Here is a 15137-nt window from a genome sequence, read left to right as displayed (position 1 = left end):
CTTCCGCTTTATGTGGAAGCCTTTATTAGTGGTGAATTGCTTGGTATAAGCAACACGGTCATGGATCTTTTTATCCTCATTTATCGCACTGTGTCTCGCGTCGTATTTAGATGCTTTTGAGTTGAAAGTGCGGGTGAATATTACTGCGCTGAATATGCGCATCAACATCTAAATCGCGTAGAAAACCATGCTGGGTCACCAATACGCTTTTAAATCCCATGGCGTTCCCACCTAAGATATCGGTATGCAGTGTATCGCCAATCATTGCAATACGCTGCCGGTTGATGTTTGCCAGACGCGGTTTAATTTTTGCTAAAACGGTGTCGAAAATTGGCGCGAAGGGTTTGCCAAAGCAGCGTACCTGTTCAAATAAATGTGCGGGTAGGGTTAATGTATAACTGCCGGGTTCTTGGGAAACTCCATTTTCTAAGGGGGCAATTAAGTCTGAGTTTCCAACCCAGACTGGACGTGGTCGGTCATTCAAGGCTTCAATAAAGCGTGCCTGACGCTGAGCATTCCAGGCTTGGCCACTTAAAAATAGAAACTCGTCGGCTTGCCAAAAAGCTTCATCTTCTGGGTAGTAGCAGGGGCGGGCTAAATCTAAACGAAACTCGGATAAGGTGATAATCCCTAGTGGACGGTCTGCTGGCTGCGGCATATGTTGCAGTAATACTTCACGACTATTGATGATTTCTTGGTCGCTAAAGTCGAAGCCGAGGCGAATGAATTTTTGAAGTAGTTGAGGTTTACTTTGAGTCGCCGCATTGGTCACCACATACACCAGTTTTCCGGCGGCTCGTAGCTTAGCGATTTGGGCTGCAGCCCCCGCAATGGCTGTTCCTCCAACGTTTAACACGCCGTAGGCATCAAATAAAAAAACGTCTATATCATCGACCAAATCGGTGATTTGTTGGATGGTTTGGCTTGAGGGGACGGGAACAATGGCGGGTAATCGTTGCGCCATATCCAAATAAGCGGAAAAGGCCTCGGCGGGACTAAAAAACATTGCTTTCACCTGTCTAAGATTAAGACCAGATTCTAACAAGAAGTAACAGCCGACGCGTAACTAAATCATTTCGTAACCGTCTTTTGGTGCGGGCATCGAGTGGTAAGGCGGTATACATTGGTTGTTTGCATCAAGTCGTGGACAACCGTACTTGGCATCCTAACTTAAGATAAATTGTCTGTGGATGCTTGCGAGGTATTTGCCGAAAGTGCTAAGCTGCCGCGCCTAAATTAAAGATTAACATCTTGTAATTTAAGTAAAATTAAAACATTCGTTCAATGGCCTATCTGGCCTATATCAAATTAGAGTGACTATGGCGTATTTAATTGCGATTACCTTGTTGTGGGCTTTTTCTTTTAGCTTGATTGGTGTTTATCTTGCTGGCCAAGTAGATGCGTGGTTTTCAGTGTTGATGCGAATTGCCCTTGCGACCTTGGTGTTCTTACCTTTTTTTAAATTTAGAGAGTTAGCTGCCAGTACCGCCTTGAAGTTGATGGCGATTGGAGCGGTGCAGCTTGGTTGTATGTATGGTTTTTATTATCAGTCCTTCTTATATTTGTCGGTGCCAGAAGTGTTGTTATTTACGGTGATGACACCGATCTATGTGACTCTCGTCAATGATGCCTTCGAGCGACGTTTTAATCAGCGTTTCATGTTAACTGCACTGCTCGCAACTATGGGGGCGGTGGCTATCCGTTATCAAGGCATCGATCAGGGCTTCATTACTGGCTTTTTATTGGTCCAGGGGGCCAATTTATGTTTTGCCAGTGGGCAAGTTGCCTATAAACGTTTGATGGCTCGCTTACCGGTAAAGTTGGCCCAGCAAACGGTATTTGCCTGGTTTTTTATCGGAGCTTTACTGGTGGCCAGTATGGCTTTTGCACTGCTAGGTAATACCCAAAACCTACCCAGCACAAACTTGCAGTGGGGGGTATTGGTTTATCTAGGGGTCATCGCCTCAGGGCTTGGCTATTTTGCTTGGAACAAGGGCGCAACCATGGTCAATGTTGGCGCCTTAGCTGTGGCGAATAACTTGCTGATTCCAGCGGGTATTGCGGTCAATTTGCTGATTTGGAATCGTGATGCCGATATTTTGCGTTTAAGCATTGGGGCGGCGATTATCCTCGGAGCCTTGGCATTGAATCAGCGTTGGGCGAGGCGGGTTTAGCCCAAGGTGCTTGAGCATATAGCGCTGGCGCAAGTTTGATGGCTGTATCACGCCGCTGGTAATGGCGGTTGTTTACGACTGCTAACGGGCTTTACTCAAGCGGCGGATTGGCCACATAAACAAGCCGCCAATTATCAGTGCCATTAATACACTGTAGCCCACAACCATCGGTTCAAGGGGGATGTCTGGTTTAAAGTTTTTTAAAACCTCGTTCAATCTTGACCAACGTGCTGGCGCAAAAATATAGATGGTTTTTTCTAGTAAGTTACCATGTTGGAGAACCTCAAGGGCTTGGGCTAAGTCAGCGAATTGGTGCAGAGTTTGTTGTTTTTGTTCAGCATCGGCTCTAACGGCGGGATTAGAGTTATGCTTAAAATCTTCGATCATGGCATCGACGTCGGCATAGTGATAAGCCGTCGCATTGCGTTGGTAACCTTCGACCTGAATTTTAGCCGCGCTATAGTAACCACTGACAAACTGTAAGTAGTGATTGCTCAATATCGGTAGTTGAAAAAAGACCAGTAATAGCGCAGTGAATATGACTTTATCTAGGGTGTTGAGTATCAAAGTCGATCCTCGCATCAAAGCCGAAACCAGTTTAGCTGGCTGGTTTAGTGATATTTTGAGTGTTTGATCCTACGCTGTTGCGATAATAAGAGTAAATGATTTTATCGTCTTGCATTTGGATATTTAAGTTGTGTCCGATAGGTAAACCGTAAATCGCGCTTTAGTCTTGTTTTTTGCGGTTTATTATTTTGAACAGAGGGAGCAAGATCCTGAAATAGTTTTATATTTTGTCACAATTTGCTCATTCGAATGCTCGACTGATTCGAGCTTTGAGTAGATAGATAGCAATTATTCAGGAATGTGGCGGATGTAACACCTGCGTAATGATTCTAGCAAATCTGCGCATGCTCGGTAGTTTGCTTCGTATATTTAAACCTAAATATTGCTCGGCTTTTATCGTTAGTATTCATTATTCTTGAAATAAAAGGTAAATCAGATGCAACAATCAAAACTAATCCGTTGGGGCATTATTGGTGTCGGTGATGTTTGCGAAGTCAAAAGTGGTCCTGCATTTTATAAAGCAAAAGACTCGCAATTGCTTGCGGTGATGCGGCGTAACGGCACAAAGGCCAAAGATTTTGCTTCGCGCCATCAAGTGCCACATTGGTATGACAATGCCGAGGCTCTGCTCGCCAATCCAGATATCGACGCGGTATATATTGCTACACCACCAGCACAACACAAAGATTACGCTTTAGCTGCGCTAAAAGCAGGTAAACATGTGTATATTGAAAAGCCGGTAACACTGAATGCGAAGCAGTGTGATGAGCTTATCGAGGCTCAAAAAACGGCTGCGACTAAAGTGGTTGTGGCACACTATCGTCGCCATGTACCTTGTTTTTTAAAAGTGGCTGAGTTGCTTAAGAATGGCGCCATTGGCCGGCCCTTAATGGTTCAAATCGATACACTTCAGCCAGCGGCATCAGATATTATTTCTAGTAGCGAAGACAATTGGCGGGTCAATCCTGAGATTTCTGGCGGTGGCTTATTTTATGATCTTGCTCCCCACCAATTAGACTTAATTCTGCAGTGGTTTGGCCCCGTCGTTTCAGCCCAAGGGCTTAGTGTTAATCAACAGCAACATTCAGCGGCTGATGACTGTACACATGGTTGGGCGTGTCTGCAGAATTCACTGATCCTACAAGGACGTTGGCATTTTGCGGTGCAAGCGCAACAAACTCGCGATGTTTGTGAAGTGATTGGTAGTGATGGCAAGCTCAGCGTTAATTTTTTTGGTGAGCAAGTGATTCGTTTAGAGAACGCACAAGGCACGCAAGAGTTTATGATTAACAACCCAGAGCACATTCAGCAACCCTTTATTGAGCAAGTGAATGCTTATTTTCGCGATGAGCGAGACAATCCTTGTAGTGTGAGCGAGGCGAGAGCAGTGATGGCCTTAATGGATTGCTTCGCTCAAAGGCAGTGAGTTATCGCCTGGTGAACTATATCCCCTGAACGTGTCGTCGCAAGGTCTTAGATCATGAGTCATACAGTCGGTAATGCCGATATTCAAGTGAACTACAAAACCAGATGTTATTGCGAGGCCGTTGGGTTGGTAGTCCGCCTTGTGATTGTTCAATTTGTGGTAGTAAAGGGGTCATGGTTGCCGCAGTGTAATTTGATGGCGCGGTGTGGTAACAGGTTACAATGTGCTGAAGCTTTAGCAATTTAATATCCATACTGCGCAGCATTACTTTATGTTCATACGCAGCTATCTACGCCGATCATCAAATTCTACAGGATATGGGATTTGTGTGGGCAGCTTAGGCGTGTGAATCGCTACGATTTAAGTGCTATGGTTGCGCTTGATGAGGGAATACCAATCTAACTAATTATTGTTCATTCATGCTGGACTAAATCAGTGCTAACTGCGTTATGTATCTTGTCATTGGAGCCACTCCTTACTGCACTTCATGCCAGGTTATCGGCAGATTTTTTCTGCCCAATAAGTTGTTCATATAATTAGTCATCGGCTTGACCGAAGCGTGTTATAAGCCTCGAAGCATCGCCAGATTGTATTGCGGTTTATGGCTGACGAATGCAACATGGGGAAGAACAAAGCGCAGATAACAGTGATGTATAAAAGCTGGCCGTAAAGTGCGGATTGCTTGCCTGATACCCACCAAAGATGGGTACGGTGCAGAATATAGTTTGGACTTCTTTGGCTTTGGCCTTACTCTTAGCGCTGAGTTGACTTGAGCTTATTGTTTTCAAGTCGTTATATTGAGCCCAGGACTTTCTATGAGCAATCCATACCACAACAATCCCTTACATGGCCTTAAGTTAGAAGTGCTTCTAGATGAAATTGTCGCCCATTATGGTTGGGAAACCTTAGCCTTTGCGATGAATATGAATTGCTTTAGAAACAAGCCTGATCTTGATTCTTGCCTAAAGTTTTTGCATAAAACCAAGTGGGCGCGTGAGAAAGTTGAGGCCTTCTATTTATATCGTTTTAAACATTTACCGCGGCCCGACGATCGTCAATATGCTTTGCCGCCGCGGGAGCGAATCATCCCCTCAGAGCAAAAACCAAGAGCGCCAGTGGTGATAGATATGAGTGCTCCTGCACAGCCGCAAAATAAGCCGAAGTCCAAGCGTAGCGCTAAGGCAAAAGTAAGCGCTCAGGGAAATGCACCCTACAAATCGCGCGATGTTAATCCCCGCGTCGATGATGACAAGCCTTTTGATCCTTGGGCTGCGTCTCGCTAAGTAGTCACAGTTTCGCTGCGTCTTTGTCGGTCTTCAGGTACAATTGACGACTTAATACTTGACTAAGCCTTGAGTGCTGTTAGTTAAGTCGGTTTAGTTAATTTTGTGCGGTACGATTTATGTCTCAAACTCTGGTCCATATTGGCCTAGTTAACCCTAAAAGTCCCAGTAATGTGGGCTCGGTGATGCGCGCTGCAGGCTGTTTTCAAGCGGATGCGGTCTTTTATACGGGGCAGCGTTATGCTCGCGCAGCTCGGTTCAATACGGATACGAAGAATCAGAGTTTGAATATCCCACTCTCGGGGGTGGATTCATTGGTGGCACAGGTAACACCAGACATGCAAATTGTTTGCGTGGAGCTGGTGGAAGGGGCCATTGCTTTGCCAGAGTTTACTCACCCAGAAAAGGCTCTTTATATTTTTGGTCCGGAAGACGGTTCGCTAAGTCAAACTGTGGTGGATCAAGCTGATTCGGTGGTGTATATCCCGAGCCAAGCTTGTTTGAATTTAGCGGCAACGGTGAATGTACTGCTCTACGATCGGCAGACCAAATTAGCCCAAGGCCTCGCAGGCGATCCACTGATCCGCAAGAGTCGCGATGTGAATAATCGCCTGAAGGCAAAGTCGCAGTGATGAGCAATAGTGGTTATTCAGCTGATTTTTCCCGTTGAGTTCGACGTAGGCGCAGTTTTTGTTTGCGCCGTTGCTCGCTGTGTTTGCTAGCTTCCATACCCACATGTTGTTCGCCGCGTTGCTTAGCCAAATTCACTTGTTTTTCACGTTCCATAAAGCGTTGCTTTTGCTGTTGGCTTTGTTGAGCATGACAATGTGGGCAACTGAGGCCGGGCACAAATAGTGGGCTTTGCTGTTGTGCAACGGAAACGGGCATTCTACAGGCTTTACAGAGCTGGTAATCACCTGGTTGAAGTTGGTGATCGACACTCACTCTTTCATCAAACACAAAGCAGTCGCCTTGCCATAGAGAGTCTTGCTCGGGGACCTCTTCTAGATATTTTAGGATCCCCCCTTCTAGATGATAAACTTCTTCAAAACCTTGCTGTTTTAAATAGGCGGTTGATTTCTCGCAGCGGATCCCGCCAGTACAAAACATCGCAACTTTTTTATGCTGCTTTGGATCTAGGTGTTCAGCAACATAAGCTGGAAATTCACGAAAGCTCTCCGTATTGGGATTTAGTGCGTTTTTAAAACTACCGAGTTCCACTTCATAGTCATTGCGGGTATCAACCAGTAGCACTTCAGGGTCACTGACTAAGGTATTCCAATCTTTTGGTTTAACATAGCTGCCCACGACTTTATTGGGATCGATACCTTCAATGCCCATGGTTACGATTTCTTTCTTCAGTTTGACTCGGGAGCGTTTAAAGGGTTGCTGTTCACTATAGGAGCGTTTTTCCGACAAATTGACCAAACGAGGATCTGCTGTTAGCCAATCGAGTACTTCTGCTATAGCGCTCTCTTGACCAGCAATGGTGCCGTTAAGGCCTTCTTCAGCAAGTAATAAACTACCGCGTACCTGATTATCTAGCATTATTTGTAGAAGGGGGGCTTGTAAGTCGCGAAAATTGTCTAAACGAACAAATTTATAGAGGGCGCAAATTGTGATTTGACTCATGCAGTTTCCTTGTTGCCAAGCGGGGCGTAAACCCGAAGCAATGGTTAAAAGCGGCCATTGTAATTAAATTGCTAATAATTGCAGCTATAATGTGAATCTATGTTGCGTTTTTGTGGTTGCTGTTTCGAGGAGACAAGTGGTAAAAATGTGTGCTAGGCCGCTAAATTAAGGTACCGTTGGTGCTAGAGATTTTATTGCTTAGCCTAAGACCGCTATACTCTATGGACTAAATATATTGAATAGGTTGGGTAGTATGTCAGGTGTTTTAGCCTCTGTGGATCAACGCACCCAGTTGGTGGGCGAAAATCGCTTAGAATTATTGATATTTAAACTCAACTCAATGCAGTTGTTTGCGATCAATGTATTTAAAGTGAAAGAGGTCGTGAAATTGCCTCGAATGAACAAACTACCCGGCTCACATTCCAATATTTCTGGCGTGGTTAGTAGTCGTGGTCATTCGATTCCGGTGATTGATTTACGTGCGGCCATCAAGATGCCTCCGTCTAAGACTCAGGAAGATTGTAATCTCATCATTACCGAGTACAACCGCACCGTGCAAGGCTTTATGGTGGGCGAAGTAATGCATATTGTGAACACTTCATGGAAGGATATTCTACCGCCACCTTCTACGGTAGGCCGGAGCAATTACCTTACTGCGATCACTCGTATTGAGCATGAAGATACCAATCGCATCGTCGAAATTATCGATGTTGAAAAGGTATTAGCCGAAATTGTTAGTTATAACGTGACTATCTCGGAAGAAGCCTTAGATTCTCAGGTTACAGAGTATTTGAACGGTAAACGTGTATTAGTGGTTGATGATTCATCAACTGCGCGGGGCCAAGTTAAGGCTACCCTTAGTCAACTCGGCATGGAGATCATTGAAGCTGAAAATGGTTTACAAGCCTTGAATATGTTGAAAGGCTGGGCCGATCAAGGCAAGTCGGTTTACGACGAAATATTGTTGATGATCACCGATGCAGAAATGCCGGAGATGGACGGATATCGTTTAACTGCAGAAGTCCGTGGAGATAAACGGATGAACGAGTTGTTCATTGCTTTAAACACTTCATTAAGTGGCAGCTTTAATGATGCCATGGTAGAAAAGGTGGGATGTGACCGATTTATTTCTAAATTTCAACCCGACCTTTTGGTCGATGTTGTACAGGAGCGGATGCGCCAATTGCTCTAACTGAGCGAGTACTTTTGGGCGCCTCTGTTGAGCTTTAAAGTTGCATTCGTTTCTTTGTAAATTGAAGATAAGCATCACGTTTCGTGGTGTTTTTTTTATTGTTACTTGTCGAAAATCTATCAAAAATGACTAGTTCAAACTAAAGTCTACCTATCTAGTTTATCATTTGTGACCCGCGCTTATTAACTGCAGGGCGATAATCACTGGAGGTTAACGAAGGCTGGCGGTATGAAGATAAATAGTCGATGGCTCATATTTTTGGTGAGCTTAAGTGTTATCACTTTATTGCAGTGTAAAATGACTGACAATATTCAGTGCTTGTACTTGATATTGATGGTGTTCCTAGTGATTTTGGGGTGGCATGGCTTGCTGCTAATCCCCATCGCTCAATCATCGCAAATCAGTGGGGCGATTCTTGTTTCTGAAGTAAATATTGCCAACAAGGGTATTGTCTTTAGCGTTGAGCACTCCGGTGGACGTGGTTCGAACCCGTCTAAGCAAAATGATGTAATGCAGAGTGGTCGCAAACAGTCCGCAGCGGATTGCTGTCGTGGAAAGCAGTCGGTGCAAGGTGGGATACAGGCGATTCAAGATTTACGCTCCGCTGTTAGCCATGTTGCCAGTGATCTCACAAGGCTTAAAAATAAGGCCTTTCAAGTTCAAAATTTTGTAGCGTTGACAAATGCGCTAGCGCAGCAGGCAGAGCAATTAGCCGATGATGCCCAGCAGACTGTTTTTAAAGCGGGTGAGCAGTCTGGTGAGCGGGCGGCGATGGCCGATCAGTTGAAGCTGTTCGCTAAGCATACTGCTCAGATCAGCGAAGATATTGCGGGTGCATTAACCAATTTTGGCGATGATACGGCGAATAGTCGCCAGTTGATGGCACACATGATCGATAAAATGGACACCGTAGAAGACTGTATTACACATTTCGAACGAGTATTGAGTCGCACAGAGAAAGCCGTAGAGGCGTTTGCGCAGATGCAGATAGAGCAATCGTTGCGGCAGCAAAGTGGTACTGGTGAGCTTATTTTTATGTCGCTTGATACCGATCAAAGGGATATGTTTGATCAACGGATCTTAAATCATGCTCGGGCTGCGGCAATGGCTTGTGGCGGTTTGCTCGAGCAGGCCTTAGTTGAAGAGAAATTTACTGAGTCGCAGTTATTTGAGCCTGATTACCAGCCCATCGAAAATACCGAACCAACCAAGTATAGCACTGCGTTTGACAGCTATACCGATCAACACTTCCCCGATGTACAAGATCCTATTTTGCAAGCCTTGCCCAATATCGTGTATGCCGGTGCTGTGGATAAGCGGGGGTATTTTCCAACTCATAATCGCTGTTATTCTCAAGCCCTGACGGGCGATTACGAACGTGATATAAAGAATAATAGAACCAAGCGAGTGTTTGATGATCCTATCGGGATCCGCAGTGCGACCCATTGCAAAAGTATGTTATTACAAACTTACAAGCGTGATACAGGTGAGGTAATGCATGATTTATCGGTACCAATTTGGGTTGAGGGAAAACATTGGGGCGCTTTTCGGATTGGATTCAAGCCGAGTTGAGCGATTTCATTTGCATAAAAAAACCAGCGACGTCGCTGGTTTTTTTATTGGTTTTAGTGAGCAACTTTATCGGAAAAACAACTGACTAAAGGGGTTGAGTAAAGATGCTAAACCCGAGGTAAAGTGTAAGGGAGCATCTAATAGAGTTAAGCACAGACAGTCTTGATCCGCTTCGGTTCTTGGCGTGTGGGTATGCTGAGTATCTCGGATCACAAAGTCTCCCGGGCCATAGCTGCCGCCATTGTCAATAAAGCGGCCTGCTAATACCAGTGTGACTTCTTGTCCCTGATGGGTATGTTCAGGGAGTGCACTGTTTTGATCCATATAAATAAAGTTCATTTTACTGTCACCGACAGAATCAACTCTGGCTCGCTGCAGTTTACCTGGCAGGCGTGCCCACGGGCCAATTTTTTTAGCATGGGCCTGTAATACACGGGGCAGTGCAAAGCTTTTATCATCGAGTTTGATTTTGGCTTGAAGCTGTTGAGGCTCCGTGGGTTGCGACGGTATAGTTTGCTGCATAATCATTTGCATCATGCTATCCAGCTGAGGATTGATTGCCACTGGTTCAGCCTGTTGTAGTTGGCTGGCTAAGCTGTTTTCCAGCTGCGCAACTCGTTGGCGACATGCACCACAAAACTCCAAATGGGCACTTACCATAATGCTCATGGACGGATCGAGTAAACCTGCTGCGTAAAGCTCAAGGCTGTTATCCGAGGGATGAAATTGAACATTAGTCATTCAAGGTCTCCTTCATTTTTTGAAGCGCTAATCGTAGGCGACTTTTTACCGTTCCTAGAGGTAGGTTAAGCATTTCGGAAACCTGTTGTTGGGATTCACCGTGTAAGTAAACTCGCCTCACAATATCGGCTTGTTCTTTGGGTAATTGTGAGAGGACCTGTTGTAACTCTTCGCGTACCAACGAATGATCCTCCGATGCAACTTTGTCGTGGTCCTGTTCTTCCGCTAAAGTCGGCCATAGATCATCGCCTTGTACCCAACTTTGCTGATGTTTGCCTTTGCGCATCAGGTCAAATTTAACGTTTCTTGAGACTGAAAATATCCAAGTCATTGCGAGTCCCTTGGAGGCATCATACAAACCGGCTTTTAGCCAAAGTTTAAGCATGGTTTCTTGCACCATTTCTAGTGCCAAGGATTCTTCAACAAATTGCTTTCTTGCTAGGTTTAATAAACGAGGCGCAACCTCTCGAAACAACCGTTCATAACTAGCACGACATTGTTGCTTGGCAATGTTGTCAAGTAACAAGGCTATCTCATCATCTACATGGGGCTTAAAACTGTTAGAAGCCATGGCTGTTTGATTACCGCCGATCGTCGTTTGGGGTTTAGATAATTCCATATTGCCAAATTCGTTGTCGGATTAATAACTGATTAACGTCGTAAATGAAGAAAACGATCGTTTTGTCGCAAAATAAAATTTAAATAGCGGATACATAGGGCTGGTGTCGCAGCTTTGAGTAGGCGTTGTTTGGTATCAATCGAGAGAGGGAGTAACTCTAACCAACGCCAACATAGCAGACGGACATCATTTAGGTCTTGCGCTTGATTGGTACAGTAAGAGTGTAGCTCGGGGTAGAGACGTTTTACCTGTAATAAGGCTTGTTGCAAATGAGGCTGTGGCGGATAAGTCTCGGGCGTTGGCCAAAGAATCAGTTGCTGGGCAGTGATAGTATCGGTGAACCATTCCTTAGAAAATTCCGGATGGTTAGTACTAATCAACCCCCAGCCTGTGACATTGAATTCAACGATAATTTGTTTTCGACTAAGCCAGTCCACCTGCTTGATCTCGCCTCGGCTTACCAAATCGTGTTTGCTAATGGCACAATGACCGTTACTGTCCTGAAACGCTAACCACATCCCCCCAGCCTTTTCGGCTGCACGAATGCTCGCGATAAATTCACCTCCTTGACCACTTAAGCGACCTTGGCGTTCCGGCATGAAGTGTTCGCTGTTAATGATGAGTGGTAAAACCTGATGGCTGTTCAAGGCAAAGTCCTGCGCTAAAGAGTGTCTTTGTTACTACGCAGTAAAGCGATAAAAAGATGACTGATCTTTATTCGTACTCTTCACGTACTATGATTAACGATAATGGAAACAAATGCTTATATTTTTTAATGGTGGAAAAACTGATGTCAACTCAGGCCATAGTACAGCAACTCGAAGCGTTTTACTTACAGTTAGATTTAGCCCAGATGAAGCATTTGGATGACATCTACACTGCGGATATTGAGTTTATTGATCCGCTGCATCATCTATTCGGTTTGGCGGATTTAGGTCACTACTTTGAGAATTTGCTACAAAATACTCAGCAATGTCATTTTATTTTTGACTCTCGTTTGGTCACTGAAGGAGAGTTCACTCTGACATGGCAGATGCAATTTACTCATCCCAAGTTAGGCAACGGTCGAACCATTAAACTGGACGGTATCAGTCATCTTAAATGTCGCGACAAAATCTACTACCACCGAGATTATTATGATGTGAGTGCAATGTTACATGACCATATACCGGTGCTTGGTTGGGTATCCAAGAAGCTAAAAAATGGACTTGGTCAATGAATATTTTAATTACAGGTGCCAGTTCTGGGATTGGTCGACAGCTAGCCTTGGATTTTTGCACCCAAGGGCATCAGGTATGGGGACTAGGCCGAGATAGCTCTCGCTTGCAAGCAATTGCTAAGCAGGGTGTGAAGCCGTTGCAAGTTGAACTGGGTGACTTGCAAGCCCTGCGTGAGCTGGTACTCGATCTGCCCGCGATGGATATTGTGGTGTTGGGGGCTGGAAGTTGTGAATATCTCGATCCGCAGTGTTTTGACGCCAGCCTATTTGAGCGAGTTTGGCAAAATAATGTGCAAAGCATGGCCAATTGTTTGGATGCCTTGTGGAGCCAATTGAAGCCGGGGTCGCAGTTGGCTTTGGTGGGAAGCCTGGCGCATTTATTACCTTTTAGTCAGGCTGGTGCTTATGGCAGTAGCAAGGCTGCCATACACTACCTCGCTCATGCCCTACGCACCGACCTAGCCGCTAAGCAAGTCAGCGTGCACTGTATACAACCCGGTTTTGTTAAAACGCCTTTAACTGATAAAAATCATTTTTCTATGCCTTATTTAATTAGCGTAGAACAGGCTAGTCAAGCTATTATTAAAGGGCTCAGTAATGGTCGTTTAGTGATTAATTTTCCTACGGCTTTTAGTTGCTTATTACGGCTATTACATGCTTTACCCTTAACTTGGCAGAACAAAATTTGCTGTCGCTTAGCTCGCAAGGAAGGAACCCCATAAAATGAAAATAGCGATTATTGGTGCTGGTATTTCCGGGATGACCTGTGCCTATCTGTTGAAGCAACAACATCAAGTCACTTTGTTCGAAAAAAATGATTATCTCGGCGGTCATACTGCCACCAATGAGCTAACCGTGAATGGTCAAAGTTATGCTGTAGATAGTGGTTTCATCGTTTTTAACGATCGTACCTACCCCTTATTTAATAAGCTTTTAACGAAATTAGGTATTCAGGCTCAAGCCACCGAAATGAGCTTTAGTGTGGTTAACCCTGAGTTGAACTTGCAATACAACGGGCACGACTTAAATACTTTATTCGCCCAGCGGCGTAATTTGTTGCGGCCTTGGTTTTATCAATTTATTCGTGAAATATTACGTTTTAATACTCTTGCCAAACAGGCTGTGGATTTAGATACCTCGGTTAGTCTAGGACAATTTTTAACGCAACATGGCTTTTCCAAACGCTTTCAAGAAAACTATTTGCTGCCGATGGGCGCGGCCATTTGGTCTTCTTCATTGAACGGGATTCACCAATTTCCAATGCAGTTTTTTGCCCGTTTTTTTGTCAATCATGGTTTATTAGATGTGAGTAATCGTCCGCAGTGGTATGTGATCCCTGGGGGCTCTAAACAGTATATTGCGCCTTTGCTCGCGGGATTAGAGCAGCAAATCCGCTTGAACAGTGATGTGGTTGCAATTCACCGAGACTCGAAAGGGGTCAGTATTGATTGCGCTGACGGTTCGCAATGGCAAGGGGATGCGGTGATTTTTGCTTGTCATAGTGATCAAGCGATGTCGATTTTGGATTCTGCTGCCAGTGAAGACGAACGACAAATCCTCTCTAAGTTGAAGTATCAGGCCAACCAAGTGATTTTGCATACCGATGATACGGTATTGCCAAGCATTCATAGGGCGAGAGCAAGCTGGAATTACTTGTTGCCGCCGAGTGACCAACGCGGCGACCGTTTAGCCTGTGTTAGCTACGATATGAACCGTTTACAGGGGTTAAAAGATGCACCGCAATTTTGTGTCACCCTCAATCCCTTGCAGCCCATCGCCGAAGACAAAGTGCTGAAACGCTTTAATTATATGCATCCGGTCTTCTCGGTCGATGGTTTTAAGGCACAACAGCAGCGTAGCAAGATCAATGGTCAACACCGAAGCTATTTTTGCGGCGCTTATTGGCACAATGGATTTCATGAAGATGGGGTTCGTTCTGCGGTGGAAGTTTGCCAGCAATTTGGGGTTGAACTATGAGTCTAAAACACTCCGCGATCGCATTTGGGGATACCTTTCATCAGCGCTTTGTGCCGCAAAAACATGGTTTTTCTTATCGTCTTTATTATGCATGGGTTGATTTGGCAGAAGAACAGGCGGTGCAGCAAGAGCTTAAAGCATTTGGTCGTTGGCTACCGTGGTTTCGGTTGCGAGCGAGTGATTACTTAGGCCATCAGGCGGGCAGTATTTTAGACAAAGCGATCGCTGCCCAACAGCATTTTCAGAGCGATTATCAAGCCAAACAAGTTGTGTTATTAGGGCAACTGCGTTGCTTGGGCTGGTATTTTAGTCCGGTTAATTTCTACTTGTATGGTGATGGGACATCTTTTGATTACATGTTAGCCGAAGTGACCAATACACCTTGGAAAGAGAAACACCAGTATTGGCTAGATTTAAATCAGCTGGCTGCACACGATAAGGCCTTTCATGTTTCGCCCTTTAACCCGATGGATATGGTTTATCACTGGCAAGTAGAATTGCTGGAATCACAACTTAGAGTGGTCATTGACTGCTGGCGTCAACAGAAAGAATTCAGTGCTGGTATTCGTTTATTTAAGCAACCATTGAACTCTTCTAGTCTTCGTCGCGTAATTCAATCATATCCTTTACTCACCTTAAAAGTGGTGGGCGGTATTTACTGGCAAGCGATGAAGTTGTGGTGGAAGAAAGTTCCTTTTTATGGCCATCCGATCAGCGCCAAAAACAAATAAGACA

16 protein-coding genes are annotated in these 15137 nt (G+C 44.8%); 10 read left to right on the top strand and 6 right to left on the bottom strand.

The annotated features are described in order from the left end of the window. Positions 1 to 106: 106 nt before the first annotated feature. Positions 107 to 1006, bottom strand: a complete 900-nt coding sequence (locus tag ACRRS0_RS16775; RefSeq protein ID WP_432452071.1) for an HAD-IIA family hydrolase — start codon at positions 1004 to 1006, stop codon at positions 107 to 109. A gap of 313 nt (positions 1007 to 1319) precedes the next feature. Here ACRRS0_RS16775 and ACRRS0_RS16770 point away from each other — a divergent pair, with 313 nt between their 5' ends. Continuing rightward, entirely contained in the window at positions 1320 to 2174 is an 855-nt protein-coding gene (locus ACRRS0_RS16770) for a carboxylate/amino acid/amine transporter (protein WP_432452072.1), read from the top strand. A gap of 81 nt (positions 2175 to 2255) precedes the next feature. Here ACRRS0_RS16770 and ACRRS0_RS16765 read toward each other — a convergent pair whose 3' ends face one another. Beyond that, entirely contained in the window at positions 2256 to 2741 is a 486-nt protein-coding gene (locus ACRRS0_RS16765) for a DUF2937 family protein (protein WP_432452073.1), read from the bottom strand. A 436-nt stretch (positions 2742 to 3177) separates the two neighbouring features. On the opposite strand from ACRRS0_RS16765, the gene ACRRS0_RS16760 reads away from it, so the two are divergent. The 3 genes from ACRRS0_RS16760 (at position 3178) to ACRRS0_RS16750 (ending at position 6082) form a co-directional block, all read left to right on the top strand. After that, positions 3178 to 4167: a Gfo/Idh/MocA family protein gene (locus ACRRS0_RS16760; protein WP_432452074.1), complete on the top strand. Its 990-nt coding sequence runs from the start codon at positions 3178 to 3180 to the stop codon at positions 4165 to 4167. A gap of 815 nt (positions 4168 to 4982) precedes the next feature. Continuing rightward, on the top strand, positions 4983 to 5450 hold the full coding sequence (locus ACRRS0_RS16755) for a VF530 family DNA-binding protein (protein ID WP_432452075.1): 468 nt from the start codon (positions 4983 to 4985) through the stop codon (positions 5448 to 5450). A gap of 119 nt (positions 5451 to 5569) precedes the next feature. Next, positions 5570 to 6082: an RNA methyltransferase gene (locus ACRRS0_RS16750; protein WP_432452076.1), complete on the top strand. Its 513-nt coding sequence runs from the start codon at positions 5570 to 5572 to the stop codon at positions 6080 to 6082. 13 nt (positions 6083 to 6095) lie between these two features. Here the strand turns inward: ACRRS0_RS16750 and trhO are convergent, their stop codons facing one another. After that, the gene (gene trhO, locus ACRRS0_RS16745) at positions 6096 to 7082 is read right to left on the bottom strand and encodes an oxygen-dependent tRNA uridine(34) hydroxylase TrhO (protein WP_432452077.1); all 987 of its coding nucleotides are present in this window, start codon (positions 7080 to 7082) and stop codon (positions 6096 to 6098) included. A 253-nt stretch (positions 7083 to 7335) separates the two neighbouring features. Here trhO and ACRRS0_RS16740 point away from each other — a divergent pair, with 253 nt between their 5' ends. After that, the gene (locus ACRRS0_RS16740; protein WP_432452078.1) at positions 7336 to 8274 is read left to right on the top strand and encodes a chemotaxis protein CheV; all 939 of its coding nucleotides are present in this window, start codon (positions 7336 to 7338) and stop codon (positions 8272 to 8274) included. A 297-nt stretch (positions 8275 to 8571) separates the two neighbouring features. Further along, positions 8572 to 9846, top strand: coding sequence for a hypothetical protein (locus tag ACRRS0_RS16735; RefSeq protein ID WP_432452079.1), 1275 nt, complete (start codon positions 8572 to 8574; stop codon positions 9844 to 9846). A 66-nt stretch (positions 9847 to 9912) separates the two neighbouring features. Here ACRRS0_RS16735 and ACRRS0_RS16730 read toward each other — a convergent pair whose 3' ends face one another. Genes ACRRS0_RS16730 through ACRRS0_RS16720 form a run of 3 tightly spaced genes read right to left on the bottom strand, consistent with a single transcriptional unit; the run spans position 9913 to position 11853 of the window. After that, entirely contained in the window at positions 9913 to 10587 is a 675-nt protein-coding gene (locus ACRRS0_RS16730) for a ChrR family anti-sigma-E factor (RefSeq protein WP_432452080.1), read from the bottom strand. Then, entirely contained in the window at positions 10580 to 11206 is a 627-nt protein-coding gene (locus ACRRS0_RS16725; RefSeq protein ID WP_432452081.1) for a sigma-70 family RNA polymerase sigma factor, read from the bottom strand. The genes ACRRS0_RS16730 and ACRRS0_RS16725 overlap by 8 nt, the downstream gene beginning before the upstream one ends. Before the next feature lie 32 nt (positions 11207 to 11238). Next, positions 11239 to 11853, bottom strand: coding sequence for a hypothetical protein (locus ACRRS0_RS16720; RefSeq protein ID WP_432452082.1), 615 nt, complete (start codon positions 11851 to 11853; stop codon positions 11239 to 11241). Between the two features lie 143 nt (positions 11854 to 11996). On the opposite strand from ACRRS0_RS16720, the gene ACRRS0_RS16715 reads away from it, so the two are divergent. The 4 genes from ACRRS0_RS16715 to ACRRS0_RS16700 are packed head-to-tail and all read left to right on the top strand — an operon-like array spanning position 11997 to position 15133. Continuing rightward, entirely contained in the window at positions 11997 to 12425 is a 429-nt protein-coding gene (locus ACRRS0_RS16715) for a nuclear transport factor 2 family protein (protein ID WP_432452083.1), read from the top strand. Next, positions 12422 to 13147: an SDR family NAD(P)-dependent oxidoreductase gene (locus ACRRS0_RS16710; protein ID WP_432452084.1), complete on the top strand. Its 726-nt coding sequence runs from the start codon at positions 12422 to 12424 to the stop codon at positions 13145 to 13147. Before ACRRS0_RS16715 ends, ACRRS0_RS16710 begins: the two co-directional genes overlap by 4 nt. A gap of 1 nt (position 13148) precedes the next feature. Further along, positions 13149 to 14402 (top strand): NAD(P)/FAD-dependent oxidoreductase, encoded by a 1254-nt coding sequence (locus tag ACRRS0_RS16705; protein ID WP_432452085.1) that lies wholly within the window; start codon positions 13149 to 13151, stop codon positions 14400 to 14402. Next, positions 14399 to 15133: a DUF1365 domain-containing protein gene (locus ACRRS0_RS16700; RefSeq protein ID WP_432452086.1), complete on the top strand. Its 735-nt coding sequence runs from the start codon at positions 14399 to 14401 to the stop codon at positions 15131 to 15133. Before ACRRS0_RS16705 ends, ACRRS0_RS16700 begins: the two co-directional genes overlap by 4 nt. The last annotated feature ends 4 nt before the right edge of the window (positions 15134 to 15137 follow it).

It is taken from the genome of Agarivorans sp. QJM3NY_29 (genome assembly GCF_050870835.2).
Taxonomy (GTDB): Bacteria; Pseudomonadota; Gammaproteobacteria; order Enterobacterales; family Celerinatantimonadaceae; genus Agarivorans.
The sequence above is the reverse complement of the archived record's forward strand: the minus strand, read 5'-3'. Positions and strand labels throughout refer to the sequence as shown.